The 21976-nt window shown below is 71.4% G+C and carries 19 protein-coding genes and 2 pseudogenes; 11 read left to right on the top strand and 10 right to left on the bottom strand.

What is annotated here, in order from left to right:
• Positions 1-9 precede the first annotated feature (9 nt).
• The 4 genes and pseudogenes from QCD66_RS32085 to QCD66_RS32100 all read right to left on the bottom strand — a co-directional run.
• Positions 10-231, bottom strand: a complete 222-nt coding sequence (locus QCD66_RS32085) for a hypothetical protein (RefSeq protein ID WP_375732909.1) — start codon at positions 229-231, stop codon at positions 10-12.
• 499 nt (positions 232-730) lie between these two features.
• Positions 731-1229, bottom strand: a pseudogene (locus QCD66_RS32090) (SigE family RNA polymerase sigma factor).
• A gap of 91 nt (positions 1230-1320) precedes the next feature.
• Positions 1321-2061, bottom strand: coding sequence for a M50 family metallopeptidase (locus QCD66_RS32095; RefSeq protein ID WP_375732910.1), 741 nt, complete (start codon positions 2059-2061; stop codon positions 1321-1323).
• A 1205-nt stretch (positions 2062-3266) separates the two neighbouring features.
• A pseudogene (locus tag QCD66_RS32100) lies at positions 3267-4469 on the bottom strand (protein kinase domain-containing protein); the annotation flags it as partial.
• Positions 4470-4572: 103 nt separating this feature from the next.
• Between QCD66_RS32100 and QCD66_RS32105 the strand changes: the two are divergent.
• The 8 genes from QCD66_RS32105 to QCD66_RS32140 all read left to right on the top strand — a co-directional run bounded on the left by QCD66_RS32105 (position 4573) and on the right by QCD66_RS32140 (position 12658).
• A complete protein-coding gene (locus QCD66_RS32105) occupies positions 4573-4794 on the top strand; it encodes an acyl-CoA carboxylase subunit epsilon (RefSeq protein ID WP_357538817.1) in 222 nt (73 codons plus the stop codon).
• 100 nt (positions 4795-4894) lie between these two features.
• The gene (locus QCD66_RS32110) at positions 4895-5317 is read left to right on the top strand and encodes a hypothetical protein (RefSeq protein ID WP_375732912.1); all 423 of its coding nucleotides are present in this window, start codon (positions 4895-4897) and stop codon (positions 5315-5317) included.
• Positions 5317-6618, top strand: coding sequence for a hypothetical protein (locus tag QCD66_RS32115; protein ID WP_375732913.1), 1302 nt, complete (start codon positions 5317-5319; stop codon positions 6616-6618). The genes QCD66_RS32110 and QCD66_RS32115 overlap by 1 nt, the downstream gene beginning before the upstream one ends.
• Positions 6615-7745, top strand: coding sequence for a type VII secretion-associated serine protease mycosin (mycP, locus tag QCD66_RS32120; RefSeq protein ID WP_375732914.1), 1131 nt, complete (start codon positions 6615-6617; stop codon positions 7743-7745). Before QCD66_RS32115 ends, mycP begins: the two co-directional genes overlap by 4 nt.
• A gap of 85 nt (positions 7746-7830) precedes the next feature.
• Positions 7831-8448 (top strand): Maf family protein, encoded by a 618-nt coding sequence (locus tag QCD66_RS32125; RefSeq protein WP_375732931.1) that lies wholly within the window; start codon positions 7831-7833, stop codon positions 8446-8448.
• A gap of 35 nt (positions 8449-8483) precedes the next feature.
• Positions 8484-9137, top strand: coding sequence for an O-methyltransferase (locus tag QCD66_RS32130; RefSeq protein WP_375732915.1), 654 nt, complete (start codon positions 8484-8486; stop codon positions 9135-9137).
• A gap of 156 nt (positions 9138-9293) precedes the next feature.
• Entirely contained in the window at positions 9294-11066 is a 1773-nt protein-coding gene (locus QCD66_RS32135) for an acetyl/propionyl/methylcrotonyl-CoA carboxylase subunit alpha (protein WP_375732916.1), read from the top strand.
• A gap of 152 nt (positions 11067-11218) precedes the next feature.
• The gene (locus QCD66_RS32140; RefSeq protein ID WP_357538822.1) at positions 11219-12658 is read left to right on the top strand and encodes a GuaB1 family IMP dehydrogenase-related protein; all 1440 of its coding nucleotides are present in this window, start codon (positions 11219-11221) and stop codon (positions 12656-12658) included.
• A 61-nt stretch (positions 12659-12719) separates the two neighbouring features.
• On the opposite strand, the gene QCD66_RS32145 is transcribed toward QCD66_RS32140, so the two are convergent.
• On the bottom strand, positions 12720-13292 hold the full coding sequence (locus QCD66_RS32145; RefSeq protein ID WP_375732917.1) for a TetR/AcrR family transcriptional regulator: 573 nt from the start codon (positions 13290-13292) through the stop codon (positions 12720-12722).
• Positions 13293-13382: 90 nt separating this feature from the next.
• Here QCD66_RS32145 and QCD66_RS32150 point away from each other — a divergent pair, with 90 nt between their 5' ends.
• Positions 13383-13826, top strand: a complete 444-nt coding sequence (locus tag QCD66_RS32150) for a DoxX family protein (RefSeq protein ID WP_375732918.1) — start codon at positions 13383-13385, stop codon at positions 13824-13826.
• A 24-nt stretch (positions 13827-13850) separates the two neighbouring features.
• Here QCD66_RS32150 and thrS read toward each other — a convergent pair whose 3' ends face one another.
• The 4 genes from thrS to QCD66_RS32170 all read right to left on the bottom strand — a co-directional run bounded on the left by thrS (position 13851) and on the right by QCD66_RS32170 (position 18820).
• The gene (gene thrS / locus QCD66_RS32155) at positions 13851-15059 is read right to left on the bottom strand and encodes a threonine--tRNA ligase (RefSeq protein ID WP_375732919.1); all 1209 of its coding nucleotides are present in this window, start codon (positions 15057-15059) and stop codon (positions 13851-13853) included.
• Positions 15060-15340: 281 nt separating this feature from the next.
• Positions 15341-16204, bottom strand: a complete 864-nt coding sequence (locus QCD66_RS32160) for a transglutaminase domain-containing protein (protein ID WP_375732920.1) — start codon at positions 16202-16204, stop codon at positions 15341-15343.
• Positions 16205-16250: 46 nt separating this feature from the next.
• A complete protein-coding gene (locus QCD66_RS32165) occupies positions 16251-17189 on the bottom strand; it encodes an alpha-E domain-containing protein (protein WP_357538827.1) in 939 nt (312 codons plus the stop codon).
• Positions 17183-18820 (bottom strand): circularly permuted type 2 ATP-grasp protein, encoded by a 1638-nt coding sequence (locus QCD66_RS32170; RefSeq protein WP_375732921.1) that lies wholly within the window; start codon positions 18818-18820, stop codon positions 17183-17185. The genes QCD66_RS32165 and QCD66_RS32170 overlap by 7 nt, the downstream gene beginning before the upstream one ends.
• Positions 18821-19204: 384 nt before the next feature.
• Between QCD66_RS32170 and QCD66_RS32175 the strand changes: the two genes are divergently transcribed.
• Positions 19205-19924 carry a DedA family protein gene (locus QCD66_RS32175; RefSeq protein ID WP_375732932.1) on the top strand — a complete coding sequence of 240 codons (720 nt, stop codon included), beginning with the start codon at positions 19205-19207 and terminating at the stop codon, positions 19922-19924.
• 42 nt (positions 19925-19966) lie between these two features.
• Here QCD66_RS32175 and QCD66_RS32180 read toward each other — a convergent pair whose 3' ends face one another.
• The gene (locus QCD66_RS32180; RefSeq protein WP_364211837.1) at positions 19967-21370 is read right to left on the bottom strand and encodes an NAD(P)H-quinone dehydrogenase; all 1404 of its coding nucleotides are present in this window, start codon (positions 21368-21370) and stop codon (positions 19967-19969) included.
• A 128-nt stretch (positions 21371-21498) separates the two neighbouring features.
• Here QCD66_RS32180 and QCD66_RS32185 point away from each other — a divergent pair, with 128 nt between their 5' ends.
• The gene (locus QCD66_RS32185) at positions 21499-21954 is read left to right on the top strand and encodes a gamma-glutamylcyclotransferase (RefSeq protein WP_357538830.1); all 456 of its coding nucleotides are present in this window, start codon (positions 21499-21501) and stop codon (positions 21952-21954) included.
• Positions 21955-21976: the final 22 nt, after the last annotated feature.

The following is a 21976-nucleotide window of genomic DNA, read 5'->3' on the forward strand; positions in this document are numbered from 1 at the left end:
CGGCGTCGGTCAGCATCCGGAGTTGGCCAAGGTGCACAGCCGCTCCACGGCCCGGGCCACGATCGCGTCGGTCCGCTGCCGGTCGTCGGACACAATCACCACGACCGCGTACAGGTCGCCGAAGCGTAGCGCCACGTACATATGGACCCGCACTGACTCGATCTCGTCCTCCTCGACGACGGGGCTGCTGCCGTCCTCCACCGGCTGTCGGAGCACCCACTGCGACGCCATCACCGGGCTCGATATGCCTGCCTCTGGGTCGGACAGGATCTTGGTCGCGTTGTACGGTCGAGCCCACATGCTGGGGGCCAGGGCGGCCCCCAGCAACAACGAGGGAGGCCGGGCGGAACCTTCTAAGGGAGCTTGTCCGGGTCGATGCGTGAGCCGTCGGGGTTCAGCCCGACCGGGTGACGGCTGAACAGTCCGGGCCCGACGTCTTCCGGTTGGAACACTGCACTGTCCGGGATCTCCACCCGCACGCCGCCCGGCCCGGCCGGCAGGCCCGCTGGCACGTCGGGCGGGCTCCCGTCGGGACCGCCCAGTGGGGCCAGGTACCCGAAGACCATGGCGAGTAGCGCCGACGATGGCGCGTACCCGGGTCCGCCGGCGCGACCGGGCACGGATCTCCTCCGGCGCCGGCCAGGAGACCCCTTCGAGGTCGAGTGCGACTGCCGCGGTACCGCCGGTCCGGGAACGGGATCGCCGTCGGCAACGGACGGCGCCTGTGGAATCACGCATCGATGGCCTCCTTCGAGTCGATGATGGCGAGCAGATCGGCCAGTGCCGCCCGGCCGCGCGACAGCCGCGCCTTGACCGTGCCGACCGGCGCCCGGGTCTCCCGGGCCACCTCCGCGACCGGCAGCCCGACCAGGTGATGCAGTGCGATCACGGTGCGCTGCTCCTCGGGCAGCCGGCGCAGGGCCGCCACGACCGCGCCCGTGTCGTGCTCGGCGGCGCCGCCTCGTCCGCCGGACCGTGCCGCAGGTAGGCGCGGGCCCGGCTACGCAGGCTGCGCCAGCGGCTGACCGCGACCGCGCGGCCACCACCCGTACCCAGGACTCCGGGTCGTGGTGGTCGCGGACGGTTGACCAGCGCTGCCAGGCCCGGACGTACGCCTCCTGCACCGCGTCCCGCGCCTCGGACCGGTCGCCGGTCAACAGGTAGACGTACCCGAGCACCCGTTGTCGGCTGCACCGGTAGAACTCGTCGAAGCCCTCGGTATCGGGCACCCGCACCTCCCTGGTGTCGCAGGCAATACGCCTGGCACCCGGCCGGAGGTTGCAGATCTTGAGAATTTCCCGCCGGCTGGCCGGACCGCGCTCAGAGCGGCAGGTCGAGCCCGTCCAGCGCGGGAGCGGCCAGCATCGCGGCACCGACCAGCAGGGCCAGCACGTTGACCGCGCCGAAGACGCCGACCCAGACCAGCCCCGGAATCCGGGTCAGCCAGGCGAGCTGGTCGGCATCGGACTCCGGCATCCCGCCGCGCCGGCGCAGCCGCTGCAGCTCACCGACCGGCCGTACCCCGCCGAGGAGCAGGAACCAGACCCCGGTGTACGCGAACGCGGCCTGCACGTCCGGCGGAGCGAAGTAGGAGACGCCGAGCACCACCCCGGTGGTGACCACGATGGACACGATGCCGAAGACGTTGCGGATCATCACGAGCATCGCCAGCAGCAGCGCGACCGCGATCCACAGCAGCAGGGTGATCCGGTTGCCGCCGAGCAGCCAGGCACCGGCGAGCCCGATCAGGGACGGGGCGATGTAGCCGGCGAGCAGGGTGAACACCATCCCGGGGCCGGTCGGGCGGCCGGCCGACAGGGTCAGTCCGGAGGTGTCGGAATGCAGCCGGATGCCGTGCAGCTTGCGCCCGGTGAGCAGGGCCGCCAGGGCGTGCCCGCCCTCGTGGGCGATGGTGATCGCGTTACGGCCGATCCGCCACGGCAGCCGGGTCAGCACCACCAGGAGCGCGAGCAGGGCCGTCACCAGCACGAGCAGCGGCGGCGGGTCCGGCTGCGCACCGAACAGGCGGTTCCAGAGGTCTGTCAGCCCGTCGATCGACACAGTCCGCGAGCCTACCCGTCCGGTCGCGTACGCCGAGATCAGCTACGGACCGGGCGGAACCCGGCGGCGATCACGTCGAACATCGCCAGGTCGTCGTTCCACCGGTCCTCGGTCGTCGACCAGTAGATCGCGTACGCCTTGTCCGGGGCGGTGATGAAGCCACGGTTGCGGACATGCAGCTTGTTGCCCCGGTTGCTGGTGTAGGTCCACTCCCAGTCGGCGGCCTTGTCCCAGTAGTCGACCGCCCGGATCTCGCCCACCCGCTGGTAGTTGCGCGTCGTCGACCGCCGGTGCCCCTCCTTCGACCTCCAGTCCGCGACCGGGTCGGGTTGCGGCTGGTCGGTCTGGTCGATCATCAGCAGCCGGCCGAACCGGGGCTCCTCGAACCTGACCCGGGTCGCTTCCCGCCGGACCTGCCAGCCCTCGGGCACCGGGACGGAGAAGCCGGTCGGGTCCCGGTGCAACCGCCAGCCCTCCGGCACCACCGGGTCGCCCAGTCCGGTCGGCTCCGGACTTGGGGTGGGGCTGGGAGGCGCGGCGCTGGTCGGGGCAGGCTCGGGTGTCGCGGACGGCGTCTCGGCGGCACCGGTTTCGGCCGGGGCGCTGGTGGGCACGTCCGTCGGCGGGGCGACGGACCGCTCGCCGTCATCGTTACCGAGATAGGGCACCAGGATGGCGACCAGCAGCACCAGGATGACGGCGAGCGCGGCGCCCAGCCAGATCCGCTGCTTCCGGTCGGGGCTGGATCGTCCGGGTATCTCGGCGGCCCCGATCACCGTCGTCGGCTCACCGCTGACCACGGTCGTACGACCGGGGTCCGTTCCGGTCCGCTGTGCCGGTAGGGCAACCGGGGTCGACCTGGCCGGCTTCGCGGCCGGCTCGGGGGTGGACTTCGCCGTCGTCGGCGTGGGGCGCTCGGGCGCGGCCGCCTTGTCCTCGGCGCCCGCCTCGTCTTCGATGGCCGCCTTGTCTTCGACGGCGGTCTTGTCTTCGGTGCCCGTCTTGTCTTCGGTGGCCGTCTTGCCTTCGGTGGCCGTCTTGCCTTCGGTGGCAATGGCCCCGTCGGCCGGGCCGGTCTTGACTGTGCCGGCCTGCTCGGGCGTATCGGCCGTCGCGGTGTCGGCGGCATCCTGCCCGGCGGCGGTGCCCGCGGCGACCGCCGCGGCACCGGACGGCTCCGACCGGGCGTCGCGGTCGGCCGGCTTGCCCACCGTCAGGTTTCCGGTCTGCCGGACCACGACGGTCCGGTCCGCCGCGGTCGGCGACTCCGACCGGGCCGGCTTCACCACCGCCGTACGGTCCGCGGGCTGCGACTGGCCCACCACCGCCGTGCGGTCCACGGCCGGGGACTGTTCCACCACCGCTGTCTCGTCGGCCGGCACGGTCGGTACGGACACAGCCGGGTCGTCGCCGGCTGCCGGTGATACCGGTGCCGGTGACACGGGGGCCGGCGACACGGGGGCCGGCGACACCGGCGTGCCGGTCCTCGGCGTACGTTGCCCCGGAACGACGGTCGGGCGGGGCTCGCGCGGCCCGAGCGGGCTCGGCCGCCGGGCCCCCTCCAACAGCGACAGACCGATCTTCGGGCGTCGGCCGGCGGCGCGACGGAGCAGCCGTTCGGCCTCGGCCGCGTTGATCCGTGTCTCGGGATCCTTGCGCAGCAGGCCGGCGAGCACCGGCTTGAGCGGGCCCGCCTTCTTGGAGACCGGGGGCGGCTCGGTGGCCAGGGCGGCGAGGGTCGCGATCGCCGACGGCCGCGCGTACGGCGACGCGCCCTCGATCGCCGCGTAGAGGGTCGCGCCCAGCGACCAGAGGTCGGCCTCCGGCCCGTTGTTGCCGTCGCGGGCGCGTTCCGGCGCGATGTAGGCCGGCGAACCGAGCACCAGCCCGGTCCGGGTGACGTTGGGGTCGCCGGGAACGGTGGCCAGCCCGAAGTCGGTGAGCACGACCCGGCCGTCCTCGCCGAGCAGGACGTTGCCCGGCTTGACGTCGCGGTGCACGACCCCGGAGCGGTGGGCCGCCCGCAGGGCGCCGAGAACCCCGATGCCGATCTCGACGGCACGCGCCGGGGTCACCGGGCCATCGCTGGCGAGAACGTCCTGCAACGACCGCGACGGGACGTACTCCATGACGATCCACGGGTCGGCGTCGGTGCGCAGGACGTCGAAGACCCGTACGACGTTGATGTGGTTGAGGCGGGCGATGGCCCGCGCCTCGCGCAGCGAACGCTCCCGCATCTCGCGGCGCTCGTCCTCGGTCAGGCCAGGCGGCGGCACCAGTTCCTTGATCGCCACGTCGCGGTGCAGCACCTCGTCGCGGGCCCGCCACACCCTGCCCATGCCGCCCTGACCGAGCGGCTCGACTAGCCGGTAACGGTCGGCGATAAGTTGGGACGGCACGGCGGACATCCCGTGCACGGTACCCGGACGAGTTGAGGGTCACACCTGCGCCACGCGCGGGTGTGAGGCGTACGTCAGTGCCGGTGCCGGCGCGGCGGCGTACGCTCCTGGCATGTCGGAGGCAGATCCGCAGTTCAGCGTGGTAAGAGGCACCCCCACGGCCGAGGAACTCGCCGCTCTCGTCGGAGTCCTCTTCGCCCGGTCCCGACCGGCCGCCGCTCCGACGCCCGCACCCCGGCTCTCCCCCTGGGTCCGGGCCGCCCGTCCCGGCGCCGGAGGCGCGCTCGTCCGGCCGGGTGCCGACGGCTGGCGGGCATCCGCCCTCCCGCGCTGATTCACCGCTCAGCAGCCCGCCCGGCCCCTGGTTCGGGGCTGCCAACCAACCCGACAGCCAGCTACCCTCGGATACCTCATCGTGACGCTGGGGAGGGTCCGTGGGGCTGGCCGAAGACCACCTGGGTCCACGGTGGCTGCACAGTTACGGCGACATCGAGGCCGACATCGGCGCCATGGAGGAGTTCGCGGCCAACCTGGCAGCCGAAGTACGCGACAACTACGCGCCCCACATGTCAGCCGTCTACGAACACATGGCGACCGAGATACCGCAGCCCGCCGCACTCTTCGCCGAACTGGTGTCGTTCCTGACCGTGCACCAACTGTCCCAGCAGAGCACGTCCGACCTCGTCTACCACTACCACAACGTGACCGGCGGCCTCGCCACCTCGGCAGCTGAGATCAGCCGGAAATACGCTGACACCGACGCGTTCAGCGCCGCCACGGTCACCGACGTCAACCAGGCCCTCGACCGGACCGCCGCCGCCGCACCGGACGCCGCAACCACCGACCAGGCCAACTGATGCGGCTCGAAGTCAACGAACGCGGCGAGCGCACCGGATGGCACCTCTTCGACGTGCCAACCATGTGGGCCTTCATGGAAAACCAGCAGACCGACAACCACTGGCGACTCGTCGCCGGCTGGTCCAGGGCCTACGAACTGACGTCCACCCACCTGCTCAGACTGAAGACCTACCGGGAAGGCCTGGCCATTGCCTGGCCACCCGAACAGAGCCCGGCCTCGGCCGCCTACTGCGCCCGCCTCGACTACCTGATCCAGCACGTCCAGCAGGTCCACGACGTCGCGGTCGCCAACTTCAGCACGCTCAGCGTCGTGACGACCGCCATCGCAGCATCGCGGGCGGAACTCAAGAAGATCCACGACGAATACGAGGCGGGGTACCAGGCGAGGCTGTCGCACGAGCGGCGGTTCAAGGATCGGAACGCGCCCACGCCGCCCAACCTGGATTTCGAGAACCTACCCGCCACCCGGCGTGAACTGGAAGAACTGAACGCACGCGCTCGCGCACTCATGTCCAGCCTCAGCAACACCCTCGTCGAAGCCAGCATCCAAATCAAACAACCACCGCCGTATACACCCCCTAAACTCAGTCGCGATTCCAACGAATCAGTGCTGCACGAGTTCACTTCTGTCGCCCCGACAATCCCACCAATCACGCCAATACTTCCCCAAGAAGCGACGAATTCGAGCCGACCGAACACCCAACTCGCGCCAACCGTTACACCGCCTGGAAGTGGGCCAGTACTCGGCAGCAGCGGCACACTAACACCCTTAACACCACCACCCGCAACAACTCCCCCCGCGATCATCACTCATCCAGCGGGCCCCGGGGCGACCGCTCCACCGATAGCCACCCCTACAACACCGACTATTCCGACAGCCCCACCCCCACCCCTCCCTTCCGGCACACCCATTGGAGCACCATCCACCAACAACATGACGCGACAAGGCAGCAACGCCAATGCGATAGCAACACCGCGAGCAATGCCGCCCGGCGGGTTGATTGGCGGAATTCCCACCGCAACCACCACTCATTCCCCCACAAGCACACAACCTGCTCGGCGGATCAATTCGTTTGGTGGCGTAATCGGCAGCCCTAGTGCGACAATTGCCCGTACACATCCAGCAAGAAATACCGCACCTGAGCCAATCAGGCAATCAATCCGTCACGAGAGCCAAATCAGCCGCCCGTGGGACCCAGATCACCCATGGCTAATCGATCACGGAGTAACACCCATACTTCTCCCACCATCAGCGCCCACCCATTTCGATCCTGGCCCAACGATTGGCCAGCACAGGTGAAGCTCAAGTCGCTCTGCCCCCTGGGGACACTGCTGAGCACAGCAATCTTCGTCCTCACCTCCACAACTCCGGCCCTGGCAGACCCAGTCCGCAACAGCCAATGGCACCTTGACTTCCTTAGAGTCTCCGAGGCTCACGAGATAAGCAGAGGCCAAGGAATTACAGTTGCAGTCATCGACACAGGAGTTGAACCACATCCGGACCTACGGAAGAATTTACTGAGAGGTTTCGACCTAGTCGAGGGCGGCTCGGGAGATGGCCGGCAGGATAGAAGCTCACACGGAACAGGAATGGCCGGACTGATCGCAGCCCACGGGCAAGCAGAACGAGATGGCATACTCGGGATCGCACCACAAGCCAAGATTCTTCCCATCCGGGATGAAACCGAAAGGATAAAGGGAGATGCAGACTCGATCGCCGGCGGCATCGAAACGGCGATAACCGAAGGTGCAAAGGTAGTCAACATCTCATCCAGCAGCGGACCCTCACCCCGTCTACGGTCGGCCATAGATCGCGCTATGCGTGCAGACATTCTTATCTTTGCCAGCGCCGGGAATTTCCCGGAGGACTCTGTAGTCACCTTTCCAGCAATCCTTGAGGGCGTTGTTGCGGTTGGCGCTGTGGATCGTAACGGCAATCATTCGCCCACATCAGTCACCGGAAGCAAGGTCGAGATTGTCGCCCCAGGCGTTGACATCGTCAGCACCGGGCTCAACGGCGGCTACCGGAAGGGGACGGGGACGTCTGGGGCTGCGGCGATTGTTTCGGGGGCGGCTGCGCTCGTACGGAGCAAGTTCCCGGACCTGTCGGCGGCAGAGGTCGTACACCGGCTGACCGCCACGGCCGTTGACAAGGGACCGCCCGGCCGGGACGAGCAGTACGGGTACGGCGTTCTCGATCTCGTGGCGGCGCTGACCGCGGACGTACCGCCGCTCGGGACGAGCCCCGGCCCGAGCGCCAGCCCGAGTCCCAGCCCGAGCGGGTCGTCGGCCGCCGGTGACGGACCGGACGACAGGCCGTCCGAGGGCTGGCGACCGGGATTCTTCGTGCTCGGCGCGGTCGCCGCCGCAGGGCTGGCCGCTGTCGCGCTGTTCGTCAGCCGGCGTCGCCGCCGCGGTGCCGGCTGAGCCCGCGCCGGCCACCGGCGGAACCCACTGCGACGACGCACCACCGATGGGCATCGACCGGGACGGTAGCGTTCTCGCCGTGGCAATGACAGACGCGCCCCGGCTGGTCCTCGCCTCGGCGAGCCCGGCCCGGCTCAGGACCCTGCAGGCGGCCGGCATCGAACCGGAGGTGCTGGTCAGTGGCGTGGACGAGTCCACTGTCGACTCGACCAACCCGGATACGTTGAGTCTCACGCTCAGCCGCCTGAAGGCGGAGGCCGTCGCCGAGCGGTTGCGTCGCGATGGCCGGGTCGGGTCCGGCGCCCTGGTGTTGGGCTGTGACTCGGTGCTGGCGTTCGACGGTGAGATCTTCGGCAAGCCGGCCGACGCCGACGATGCCACCAAGCGTTGGGCACGCATGCGTGGGCGGTCCGGGGTGTTGCACACCGGCCACTGCCTGATCGACCTCGACCGGGGTCTGCACGCGGAGGCGGTCGCCGCGACGGCCGTCCACTTCGCGGAGGTCGACGACGACGAGATCGCCGCGTACGTGGCGACCGGGGAGCCGCTGCACGTCGCCGGCGCGTTCACCCTGGACGGGATCGGTGGGCCGTTCGTTGAGCGGATCGAGGGTGATCCGGGCACGGTGATCGGCCTGTCGCTGCCGCTGCTGCGCCGGCTGCTGGCCCAACTGGGGGTACGGATCTTCGACCTGTGGCGGTGACCCCGGAAGGGCTTCCGCGCGGTTAGCGTCTGGGGATGACCACGAAGCCTCTGGTACTGACCGATGAACTGCACCAGTACGTCATCGCGCACGGTTCGTCCCCGGACCCCGTGGCACGGGATCTGATCGAGGAGACGTTGGCGCTCCTGCCGGAGAAGGCGGGCATGCAGGTGGCGCCCGAGCAGGCCGGCTTCCTGACCTTCCTGGCCCGGTTGACCGGTGCCCGGCAGGCGCTCGAGGTGGGCACGTTCACCGGGATGTCGTCGCTGGCCATCGCGCGCGGGCTGGCGCCGGACGGGCACCTGACGTGCCTGGACATCTCGGCCGAGTTCACCTCGGTCGCGCGCCGTTACTGGGCGCGGGCCGGCGTCGAGGACCGTATCGACCTGCGGATCGGGCCGGCGGCGGAGTCGCTGCGGATGCTGCCGGACGAGCCGTACCTGGACTTTGTCTTCATCGACGCCGACAAGCCGGGCTATCCGGTCTACTGGGCCGAAACAGTGCCGCGCGTCCGTACCGGAGGTCTGATCGTGGTCGACAACGTCCTGCGCGGCGGCCGGGTGCTCGACCCGACGGCCGAGGCGGACCGGGCGATCGCCACCTTCAACGAGGAGGTGCTCCGCGACGACCGGGTCGACCTGGTGATGCTGCCGGTCGCCGACGGTTTGACGCTGGCCCGCAAGCGCTGACCGACCCGTACGACGAGGCCGGGGTGGGTCGGTGATGCCCCCACCCCGGTCGGCGGATACGCCCACCGAGTGCAACATCCCACACGCTCAACGCTGGTCGAGCGGTTCAGCGATGCCGATAAACTGCCCGTCATCGCCCGCCGGAGGGAGCACACGGTGCGCAAGGTTCTGATCGCCAACCGCGGCGAGATCGCCGTACGGGTCGTGCGGGCCTGCCGCGATGCCGGCCTCGGCAGTGTCGCCGTCTACGCCGACTCCGACCGGGACGCTCTGCACGTCACGCTCGCCGACGAGGCGTACGCGTTGGATGGCGACAGCGCGGCCGACACCTACCTGCGGATCGACAAGCTGGTCGCGGTCGCCGCGCAGGCCGGTGCCGACGCGGTGCACCCCGGCTACGGCTTCCTCGCCGAGAACGCCGACTTCGCCCAGGCCGTCATCGAGGCCGGGCTGATCTGGATCGGTCCGACGCCGCAGGCGATCCGCGACCTCGGCGACAAGGTCACCGCGCGGCACATCGCGCAGCGGGCGGGTGCCCCGCTGGTGCCGGGCACCCCCGATCCGGTCAAGGGGCCCGACGAGGTCATCGCCTTCGCCGTCGAGCACGGCCTGCCGGTCGCGATCAAGGCGGCTTTCGGTGGGGGCGGGCGGGGACTCAAGGTCGCCCGCACGCTGGAGGAGATTCCGGCCCTGTTCGAGTCGGCCACCCGCGAGGCGGTCGCCGCGTTCGGGCGGGGTGAGTGCTTCGTCGAGCGCTACCTGGACCGCCCCCGGCACGTCGAGGCGCAGGTGCTCGCCGACCAGCACGGCAACGTGGTGGTGGTCGGCACCCGGGACTGTTCGTTGCAGCGCCGTCACCAGAAGCTGGTCGAGGAGGCGCCGGCGCCGTTCCTCACCGACGGCCAGCGGGCCCAGATCCACGACAGCGCCAAGGCGATCTGCCGCGAGGCCGGCTACCACGGTGCCGGCACCGTCGAATACCTGGTCGGCGCCGACGGCACGATCTCGTTCCTGGAGGTCAACACCCGGCTCCAGGTGGAACACCCGGTCACCGAGGAGACGGCCGGCATCGACCTCGTACGCGAGCAGTTCCGGATCGCCGACGGGGAGAAGCTGCGGCTGACCGGTGACCCGGTGCCGCGCGGCCATTCGATCGAGTTCCGGATCAACGGCGAGGACCCGGGTCGTGGCTTCCTGCCGGCGCCCGGTTCGGTCACCGCGCTGCGCCTGCCCAGCGGCCCGGGCGTACGGGTCGACACCGGTATCAGCGCCGGTGACGTGATCGGCGGCAACTTCGACTCGCTGCTGGCGAAGGTCGTCATCACCGGGGAGACCCGCACCGAGGCGCTCGAACGGGCCCGCCGGGCGCTCGACGAGATGGTGGTCGAAGGTATGGCGACGGCCCTGCCGTTCCACCGGCTGGTCGTGCGTGATCCGGCGTTCACCGCCGAGCCGTTCGCGGTGCACACCAGGTGGATCGAGACCGAGTTCGACAACACGGTGCCGCCGTTCACCGGCGCGACGACCGCCGCCGAACCGGCCGCCGAGCGGGAGACCGTCGTGGTCGAGGTGGGTGGCAAGCGGCTCGAGGTCCGTCTCCCCGCCGGCCTCGGCGCCGGCACGGCCACCGCCGCACCGGCTGGCGTGGCCCGCCGCCCGAAGCGGAAGGCCGGCGGGGCGGGTGCGTCGGGTGCCGCGGGCGGCGATGCCCTGGCCTCTCCGATGCAGGGCACGATCGTGAAGATCGCGGTGGCGGACGGCGACACGGTGGCGGAGGGCGACCTGGTCGTGGTGCTGGAGGCGATGAAGATGGAGCAGCCGCTCAACGCGCACAAGGCCGGGGTGGTCAGCGGCCTGTCCGCCGAGGTCGGCGCGGTCGTCACCGCCGGCGCCGCGATCTGCACCATCACCGCCGCCGAGTCCGCCTGACGACGGCCTTGATCCCCGATCCCGGGTCGTCGCAGGCCACCGGCGGATAACGCCTGGTGGGGCGGTGTGCTCCGGCCAGATCCACTGATCTTCGTACGACGCTACCGGTGACACCGGCGGCACGGTCGGCCGGCGCGGGTCATGATGCTCTTGTGCGGTTTCTATCCGGCGCGGCACCCGCGCACGAACTGACCTACAGCGATGTCTTCATGGCCCCGGCCCGGTCTGACGTCAGCTCGCGGCTCGACGTCGACCTGTCCACCAGCGACGGCACCGGCACCACCATCCCGTTGGTGGTGGCGAACATGACCGCCGTCGCCGGGCGGCGGATGGCCGAGACGGTCGCCCGGCGCGGCGCGATCACGGTGCTGCCCCAGGACATTCCGATCGACGTGGTCGCCGACGTGATCGCCTGGATCAAGGAACGTCACCTGGTGCACGACACCGCGCTGAGCCTCTCCCCGACCGACACGGTCGGGGACGCGGTGCACCTGCTGCCCAAGCGGGCGCACGGTGCGGTGGTCGTGCTCGACGACGACAGCCGGCCCGTCGGCGTCGTCACCGAGGCCGACTGCGCGGGTGTCGACCGGTTCACCCAGCTCCGCGATGTCATGTCCACCGAGTTGCACACCGTGCCGGTCGACGCCGACCCGCGTGCCGGCTTCGACCTGCTGGCCCAGGTCCGCCGGCGGCTCGCACCGGTCGTCGACGCCGACGGCCGGCTAGTCGGCGTGCTCACCCAGAAGGGTGCGCTGCGCGCCACTCTCTACCGGCCGGCACTCGACGCCCACGGCCGGCTGCGGGTCGCCGCGGCCATCGGCATCAACGGTGACGTCGCAGGCAAGGCCGCCGCTCTGATCTCGGCGGGTGTCGACACGCTCGTCGTCGACACCGCTCACGGCCACCAGGAGCGGATGATCGCGGCCTTGCGGGCGGTCCGGGCCCTCGACCCGCCGGTGCCGGTGGCGGCGGGCAACGTGGTGACCGCCGAGGGCGTGCGCGACCTGATCGAGGCGGGCGCGGACATCCTCAAGGTCGGCGTGGGGCCGGGTGCGATGTGCACGACCCGGATGATGACCGGGGTCGGCCGACCGCAGTTCTCGGCGGTGCTCGACTGCGCCGCCGAGGCCCGCCGGCTCGGGCGGCACGTGTGGGCCGACGGAGGCGTGCGCCATCCCCGGGACGTGGCACTGGCCCTGGCCGCCGGCGCCTCGAACGTGATGATCGGTTCCTGGTTCGCCGGGACCTACGAGTCCCCCGGCGACATCTACACCGACGCCGACGGGCAGCGTTACAAGGAGAGCTTCGGAATGGCGTCGGCCCGGGCGGTGAGTGCGCGCACCGCGGAGGACAGCCACTTCGACCGGGCCCGTAAGGCGGTCTTCGAAGAGGGCATCTCGTCGGCGCGGATGTTCCTCGACCCGGCTCGCCCCGGGGTCGAGGACCTGATCGACGAGATCGTGGCCGGGGTGCGCAGCGCGTGCACCTACGCGGGCGCGGCAAACCTGGCCGAGTTCCACACCCGGGCCGTGGTGGGCACGCAGAGCGCGGCCGGTTACACCGAGGGGATGCCACTGCCGACAAGTTGGTGATCTGGTCCCGGGCGGCGGTCGGGACCGGATCCGGGGAGTCGTCGAGCCGCGCCGGGCGCGGTCAGGGCCGGTCGACGAGGCGGCGGAGGACCGGCCGCCCGGCGGCCTCCGGGTCCGGGCCCAGGTCCGCGGGCAGCGCACCACCCAGCCACAGGGTCGCGAAGCCGTGGACGATCGACCACGCGGCGAGCCCGTCCATCCGGGCGTCGGCGCCGGCTTCGCCCCGGGTGGCGACCGCCGCGGCGAGCGTGTCGGTGGCGCGCTGCCGGGCAGCGACCACGGCCGGATTGTCGTGGTCGTAGAGCTCCGGCCGGAACATCACCTCGAAATGTGCCCGGTGGTCGACGGCGAACCGGATGTACGCCACGCCGGTCTCCAGCAGGCTTCCGGTCTGCGCGATGACCGGTCGCAGGGTGTCGGCGAGCCGGTCGAAGCCCTCCGCGGCCAGCACGGTGAGCAGGCCGGCCTTGTCACCGAAGTGGTGGGCCGGGGCGGCATGCGACACGCTGGCACGCCGGGCGAGGTCGCGCAGGCTGACCGCCGACGGGCCCGATTCACCGATCGCCTCGACCGCCGCGGCGAGCAGCGCACGACGCAGGTCGCCATGGTGGTACGCCCCATCCTTCTTGCTCACACCCCCACCATATCTTGTCGTTGACAAGTTGGCTCCCGTGAGCAAATCTTGACGTCGACAAGTTCTCGTTCACCTGGACAAGGAGAACCCGTGGCTCCCTTGATCGCCCTTGTCGCCGGCTTCGCCGTCGCCCGCCTGGCCGGGCTGCTCGGGATCGGGGCCCTCGACGCCTGGCAACCCGCGCTACGGGTCGGGCTGGCCGTGATGTTCGTCGTCACCGCCAGCGCGCACTTCGTACCCAAGCTCCGGGCCGACCTGGTCGCGATGGTCCCGCCCGGCCTGCCCCGCCCCGAACTGCTGGTCACGGTGACCGGTGTGCTCGAACTCGCCGGAGCCGTGGGCCTGCTGATCCCGGCCACCGCTCCCTGGGCCGCCGTCGCCCTCGCGCTGCTGATGGTCGCGATGTTTCCGGCGAACGTCTCGGCGGCCCGGCGCGGGGTCCCGTTCGGAGGCCGGCCGGCCACCCCACTGGTGCCCCGCACCATCGAGCAGATCTTCCTCGTCGCGCTGGCCGTGGCCGCCGCGCTGCCATGATCCGGCACGCCCGGCGCGTCACGCTCAGGAAAGCAGCGCCGGTGAGCGGGAGGCGACCGCTTCGGTGAACCTGCGCAGCGCCACGGCCACCGGCAGCGGATCCAGCGCCCGGCCGTCCCGCGAACGCAGCGCCACCAGCCCGTCCGCCGCCTCCCGGGCACCGATCACCGCCGCGTACGGAACCTTCCGCTTCGCGCTGTCCCTGATCCGGGCGCCGAGCGACCCGTCGGACTCGACCCGTACCCGCAGACCGGCCTCGACCGCCGACCGGGCGAACGCCTCGGCGGCGGGCAACTGGTCGGCACCGATCGGCAGCACCTCGACCTGCACCGGGGCGAACCAGAACGGAAACGCGCCCTCGTGCACCTCGATCAGGTAGGCGAACAGCCGCTCCATGCTGCCGACCAGGCTGCGGTGCACCAGCACCGGCCGCCGCCGGCCACCGTCACGATCGGCGTACGACAGGTCGAAGCGCTCCGGTTTGTCGAAGTCGATCTGCACGGTGGACAGGGTCGACTCGCGCCCGGCGGCGTCCCGTACCTGGATGTCGATCTTCGGTCCGTAGAACGCCGCGTCGCCGGGCGCCTCCTCGTACGGCAGCCCCGACAGCGCCTCGCGCAGCAACTGCTCGCCCCGCCGCCACGACTCGTCGTCCCCGACGTAGCTGCCGCCCGGCCCGCGCAACGACAGGCGGTAACCCGCCGGCCGTACGCCGAGCGCGGCGTGCGCCTCGGAGGTGAGTCGTAGCACGTCGGCCACCTCGGCACCGACCTGCTCCAGGGCGCAGAAGTTGTGCGAGTCGTTGAGGGAGATGGCGCGTACCCGGGTCAGGCCGCCGAGCACGCCGGACCGTTCGGAACGGTACATCCCGCCGATCTCGGCGATCCGCAGCGGCAGGTCACGGTAGGAACGGCCGCGGGCGGCGTACACCAGGCAGTGGTGTGGGCAGAGGGCCGGGCGCAGGATCAGTTCGTCGTCGCCCATCCGCAGCGGCGGGAACATGTCGTCGACGAAATGCCCGAGATGGCCGGAGAGTTCGAAGAGGTCCCGCCGGCCGAGCGGGGGTGAGTAGACGTGCTGGTAGCCGGCCCGGCGCTCCAGTTCGCGGATGTACTCCTCGACCGCGTGCCGGGCGGCCGCGCCGTCCGGCAGCCAGATCGGCAGGCCGGCCCCGGAGAGCGGGTCGGAGTGGAAGATGCCCAGCTCGCGGCCGAGCTTGCGGTGGTCGACCATGTCGGTCTCCTCGATCGGGTACGGGGGCGACCCACTCGCGGAGCACGACGAAGCCCCGGGGCGGTCGCCCCGGGGCTTCGTCGTCGACTGGTTACGTCAGCGCGTCGCGCCGGGGTTCCCCGGCGTCGTCGTCAGCACTGCCGCATTACGCATGCCGCACAGCCTAGCTCTCGCGTGCCCCGCGCCGCCACCCGTTCCTGATCACCGTGATCAGGGAGTTTGCACCCCGACACGCCGACGACACGCCCGTCCAGGTCCCTGATCACGCGGATCTTGGAGGGCTAGCGGAGGCGGGTCAGGGAGACTTCCACGCCCTGACCGGTGTTCGGAGGGCCGGAATAGACGCCCTTCAGCGGGGGGACGTCGGCGTACTCGCGGCCGCGGCCGACGACGACGTGGCGCTCGCCGACCGGTACGCCGTTGGTCGGGTCGAAGGCCGTCCAGCGGCCCACCCACCACTCCACCCAGGCGTGGCTCTGGCCGACCACCGTCTCGCCGACCGCCGCCTCCGGGTTCGGGTGCAGGTAGCCGGAGACGTACCGGGCCGGGGTGCCCATCGCCCGCAGCAGCCCCACCACCAGGTGACTGATGTCCTGGCAGACCCCCTTGCGCTGGCGCCAGGACTGCACCGCGTCGGTCTGCACCCCGGTCGCCCCGGCCTCGTACTTCATCTCGGCGCGGATCAGCTCGCAGAGCGCCATCGCCGCCGCGTGCGGGGTCGGATGGTCCGCCCGCACCGACTCGGCGAGTTCGGTCAGCTCCTCGTCGATCGCGGTACGCGGGGTCGGCAGCAGCAGTTCGTGCCACCGGTCCACGTTGGCCGGTGTCGCCAGCTCCTCCCAGCCGACCCCGCCGGTGCTCGGCAGCAGGTCGCCGGCGGGCAGCGTCTCGACCGTGGCGGTGGCGGTCACCTGCAACGACTCGTGCGCGCTGTGCACGTCGAACGCGGTGACGATGGTGCCCCAGTAGTCCTCGTAGCGGTAGGTCCGGGCCGTCGGCCACACCTCCACCCGCGCGTCCAGCACCGCCTGGCGGGTCTCGTTGCGCGGCGACATCCGGGCCTCGTTGTACGACGAGTCGACCTTGCCGGCGTAGGTGAACCCGGTCCGGTGCTGGATCTTCAACCGCCAACTGCTGACCGTCACGCGTCGTACCTCCGTTGCCGACCGGCGGATCGGGGACCGGGACTCGTCATGCCACGGCCTCGGAAACCCAGGAGACCGCCGACGTCTGCCGGAAGTAGCGGCGGGACACCGCGTCGTTGATCTGCGAGCAGGTTCCCTCCAGGCTGGCCAGTACGCCACCCAGGTCGGTCATCAGCTCGTCGGCGCCGCGGAACTCCAGGCCGGTCCGGGCCCGGCCGACGATGCGCTGCACGTCGGTGGCGACCCCGGCCCGCCCCGGGTCGGGTTCCAGTTCGGACAGGCACGCCTCGGCGCGCGACAGCGCGGCGAAGACCGAGCGCGGGAAGAGCCGGTCGAGCAGCAGGAACTCGGCGGCGTAGCGGTCGTCGAGCGAGCCACGGTAGGTGCGCAGGAACGTCTCCCACGCCCCGCAGGACCGCAGCAGGGTCAGCCAGGACGGGATGCTGCCGCCGGCGCGTACGTGGGTGGACAGCAGCCGGGCGGTCATGTCGACCCGTTCGACGCTGCGGCCCAGCACCAGGAAGTGCCAGCCCTCGTCGCGGCTCATGGTGGCGTCGGTGAGACCGGCCATCACCGAGCAGCGTTCCCGGACCCAGCGGAAGAAGGCGTGCACGCCCTGCTGCTCGACCCGCCGCCGGGCGTCCGGCAGCCCGTGCCAGGTCGTGTTGAGGCACTCCCACATCTCCGACGACACCGTCTCGCGGGCGCCACGCGCGTTCTCCCGGGCCGCGGCCAGCGCCCCGACCACCGAACTCGGGTTCTGCTCGTCGAGGCCGAGCAGCCCCACCACCCGGGCCGAGGTGACCGGCCCGTCGGCGCCGGCGACGCCCATGACGGCGAGCAGCGACCGGCAGGCGACCTCCTCGTCGACCCACGGGTCGGCGACCATCCGGTGCAGGTGTACGTCGAGGATGCGGGCGGTGTCCTCGGCCCGCTCCACGTAGCGGCCGATCCAGTAGAGCGACTCGGCGATCCGGCTCAGCATCCGTCCTCCTCCCCGACCATTCGGGCGGCCCCTTCCCCGACCGTCCGGGCGGACTGCTGTTGCTGCTGTTGCTGGGCGACCGCCGGGCCGAGCCCCGGCCCGGGATCGGGGCTGCGCGGCGCGGGCACGCTGACCGGTTCCACCGGCTCCGGGATCGCGACGAGGACCGGCGGGTCGTCGACCGGGGTGGCGGCCGACGCGGTGCCGGCGAGCACCCAGGTGTCCTTGGAGCCGCCGCCCTGGCTGGAGTTGACCACCAGCGCGCCCTCGGGCAGCGCGACCCGGGTGAGCCCGCCGGGCAGCACCCAGACCTTGTCGCCGTCGTTGACGGCGAACGGCCGCAGGTCGACGTGCCGGGCCCGCAGCCGGTTGCCGATCAGGGTGGGGACCATCGACAGGGCGACCTCGCGCTGGGCGATCCAGCCGCGCGGGTCGTGGCTGACCCGCGTACGGAGTTCGGCGAGCTGCGCGTCGGTGGCCTGCGAGCCGATGACGATGCCGGCACCGCCGGAGCCGTCGACCGGCTTGAGGACGAGCCGGTCGAGCCGGTCGAGGACGTACCCGAGGACGTCGGGATCCTCCAGCCGGTAGGTCTCCACGTTGGGCAGGATCGCCTCCTCGCCCAGGTAGTACCGGATCAGGTCGGGCACGTACGTGTAGAGGAGCTTGTCGTCGGCGACGCCGTTGCCGACCGCGTTGGCGATGGTGACCCGGCCAGCGCGGGCGGCGTTGAGCAGCCCGGCGACGCCGAGCATCGAGTCGGCGCGGAAGTGCACCGGGTCCAGGAACTCGTCGTCGATGCGCCGGTAGATGACGTCGACCCGCTTCTCGCCGGCCGTGGTCCGCATGGCGACCTCGTTGCCGATGCAGACCAGGTCGCGCCCCTCGACGAGTTCGACGCCCATCTCGCGGGCGAGCAGGGCGTGTTCGAAGTAGGCGGAGTTGTGCACGCCGGGGGTGAGCACCACCACCGTGGGGTCGCCGACCCCGTTCGGCGCGGCCGCGCGCAGCGCCCGCAGCAACTGCGCCGGGTAGGACTCGACCGGCAGGATCCGGGTGGCGGCGAAGACCTCGGGCAGCACGTGGGCCATCGCCCGCCGGTTCTCCATCACGTAGCTGACCCCGGACGGGACCCGTACGTTGTCCTCCAGGACCCGGAAGGTGCCCTGCTCGTCCCGGATCAGGTCGACGCCGGCGACCTGGATGCGTACCCCGTTGGTGGGGTTGATGCCGGCCGCCTCGCGGTGGAAGTGCGCGCTGGTGACCACGATCCGGCGGGGTACGACGCCGTCGGCGAGCACCTGCCCGGCGCCGTAGATGTCGGCGAGGAACGCCTCCAGGGCGCGTACCCGCTGGGCGACCCCGGCCTCGACGGTCCGCCACTGCTCGGCGGCGATGATGCGTGGCACGATGTCGAGCGGGAACGGCCGCTCGACGCCCTTGAGCGCGAAGGTGATGCCCTGGTCGAGGAAGGCGCGGGCCAGCACGTCGGCGCGGACGCCGAGTTCGGCGCTGGACAGCGGCTGGAGGGTGGCGTGCAGGGCCTCGTACGTCTCGCGCGGCAGGCCCGGATCGACGAACATCTCGTCCCAGCCCGGACCGAGGCGGTAGTCCTCGAACAGGTCAGCCATGGGCAACGCCGCCTTCCGCTCGCGACCGCGGTCCGCCATGCCCCCGTACCCCGCGTGGGTCGAACCTACGCCGGTCGCGTTGCGGGCGGGTAACACCGGACGGCCGGCGGTCACGTAGGCGGGTCGCGGACACGGGACCTGTCCGCGACCCGCTGGCGGCCGGACCCGTCGCCGAACGGGGACCCGGAGGCCGACGGCCGCGCATCTCAAAGGTACGCCGGCCGATGGGCGTTCGGCGCACGCGCGGTCCGTCGCCGCTGTGCCGAGGTCGACACCTGGGCGCACGTCCGGCACCTGTCGCGTCCGGCCGCGTACCGTGACGGACGTCGTCAAGTGCCGGACACCGCCGGCTCTCCACCGCTGGCCGACCGCGCCGAGGTTACGTTGACCGAGTTGCTCACCGCGTCGCCCACCTGGGCCTATCTCGCGTTGCTCGGGCTGCTGGCCGTCGACGCCGTCGTACCCGTCGTACCGACCCAGGCGGTGATGATCACCGGCGGGGCGCTGACCGTCTACGGTCAGCTAGACCTGCGGCTGACCATCCTGGTCGGCGCGGCCGGTATGTTCGCCGGCGACCTGGCCTGTTACCTGCTCGGCCGGTGGACGCCGGCCGGTGCCCGGCTGCCCGCCCTGCGCCGGCCCCGCCAGGTCGCGCCCGCGGGCGCGGAACCACTCCCCGCCGGCACGCAGCCGCCGGACGGGGATACGGCCCCGCTGCTCGGTGCCGCCCGGCGGTGGGCCCGGGCCCGCCGCGCGGCGAGCCGCTTCGGTCGTGGGCTGCGCCGGCCCGGGCCACTGGTCATCCTGATCTGCCGGTTCGTCCCCGGCGGCCGGATGGCGGCGTGCTTCCACGCCGGTCGGGCACGCTATCCGGCCCGGCTCTTCGTGACGTACGACGCGGCGGCGGCGCTCGGCTGGGCGGCGTACGGCGGGTTCGTCGGCCACGTCGGCGGCTCGGCGCTCACCCAGTCGGCGTGGCGGCTGCTGGTGGTGGCGGCGCTGGCCGCGGTCGTCTTCGCCGGCGCCGGCTGGGCGCTGGCGCTCGCCGACCCGGCCGGCCGCCGGGCCGCCGCCGCTGCCGGGCCGGGCCGACCGGGCCGGTGACGCCGCTGCCGCTGCTGGCCCGGCGCCGGGCCGGTGGCGCCGCTACTCCGGCTCGTGCAGCATCAGCTGAAGGGCCGCCTCGGTGATCGACCCGGACAGCGACGGATAGATCGTGATGGTCTGGGCGAGCTGGTTCACCGTCAGGTGGTTCTCCACCGCGATGGCGATGGGCAGGATCAGCTCGCTGGCCTTCGGCGCGACCACGACCCCGCCGATCACCTGGCCGCTGGCCGGCCGGCAGAAGAGCTTGACGAAGCCGTCCTGGAGGTCGGCCATCTTGGCCCGCGCGTTGCCGGCCAGCGGCAGCATCACCTGGCGGGCCGGGACGCTGCCGGCGTCCGCCTCGTTCTGCGAGACGCCGACGGTCGCCAGCTCGGGATCGGTGAAGACGTTCGCCGGGACCGTCCGCAGCCGCAGCGGCTGGACCGCCTCGCCCAGCGCGTGCCACATGGCGATCCGGCCCTGCATCGCGGCGACGCTGGCCAGCGGCAGCACTCCGGTGCAGTCGCCGGCCGCGTAGATGCCGGGCACGTTGGTCCGCGACACCCGGTCGACGGCGACGTAGCCGCCCGGCGCGACGTTGACGCCGTACTCGGTCAGGCCCAGGCCCTCGGTGTTGGGCACCGAGCCGACGGCCATCAGGGCGTGTGAGCCGTCGACCGTACGCCCGTCGGCCAACTCGACCCGCACCCCGTCGGCGGTACGGGTCACCCCGGCCGCCCGCGAGTTGTTGAGGATGGTCATGCCCCGGGACCGGAAGACCCGCTCGATGGCCATCGCGGCGTCGGCGTCCTCGTGCGGCATGACCCGGTCGCGGCTGGAGACCAGCGTCACGTCGACGCCCATCGCGAGGTAGGCGCTGGCGAACTCGGCGCCGGTCACGCCGGAGCCGATGACGATGAGCCGCTCGGGCAGGGCCGGCAGGTCGTAGATCTGGCGCCAGGTGAGGATCCGTTCGCCGTCCGGTCGGGCCGACGGCAGCACGCGCGGGGTCGCGCCGGTCGCGATGAGCACGGTCGAGGCGTCGATCGAGTACGGGGCGTCACCGTGCGCGGGCGTCACCAACACCCGGTGGGTGTGACCGAGCGTGTCGTCGCCGAGCCGCGCCGTGCCGTGGACGAAGATCACCCCGGCCTTGACGAGTTTGGCGTGGATGTCGCCGGACTGGGCCAGCGCGAGCCGCTTGACCCGCTCGTGCACGGCGAGGGCGTCGACGGTGACCGCCTCGAGCCCGTCGGAGTGCACCCCGAACTCCTCGGTGTCGCGATAGCCGGTCACCACGTCCGAACTGGCGATGAAGGTCTTCGAGGGGACGCAGTCGGAGAGCACGCAGGCGCCACCGGCGCCGTCGGCCTCGACCACCGTGACCTCGGCGTCGAGTTGGGCGGCGACCAGCGCCGCCTCGTAGCCGGCCGGCCCACCTCCGATGATCACGATACGGCTCACGACACTCGCCCTTCCCTAGTCACCCTCGGTATCCACGGCAACACCCGCCGCGACTTTCTTCCCTCGATCCGTGCCGACACGCACAGTCGTATTCTCCACGACCGCCTCGCCGAGCTATCGTCATCGCCGTGCGTCATTACGCCGCGTACGGCTCAAACCTCGACCCCGCTCGGATGCGTGCCTACTGTCCGCATTCGCCAATGGTGGGCACCGGCTGGCTGGAAGGCTGGCGCCTCACCTTCGCCGGGGAGGGGGTGATCGGTTGGGAAGGTGCCGTCACCACGGTCGTCGAGTCGCCCGGCGACCGCGTGTTCGTCGCCCTCTACGACGTACATCCCTGGGACGCTGCCCAGCTTGACGAGGTCGAAGGCGTCGTAGCCGGGACCTACCGCAAGCTACACGTACGGGTGGCCACCCTCGACGGCGAGGTCACCGCCTGGGTGTTCGTCTTCGACGGCTACGAGGGCGGCCTGCCGACCGCCTGGTACCTGTCGGAGATCGCCAACGCGGCGGAGAAGGCGGGCGCGCCGGACGACTACGTCGCCCAGCTGCGGACCCGGCCGACCCGCACCACGTCGCCCTAGCCCGGTCCGCCCCCGGGTGCGG

Source organism: Polymorphospora sp. A560 (assembly GCF_045781765.1).
Lineage (GTDB): Bacteria > Actinomycetota > Actinomycetes > Mycobacteriales > Micromonosporaceae > Polymorphospora > Polymorphospora lycopeni.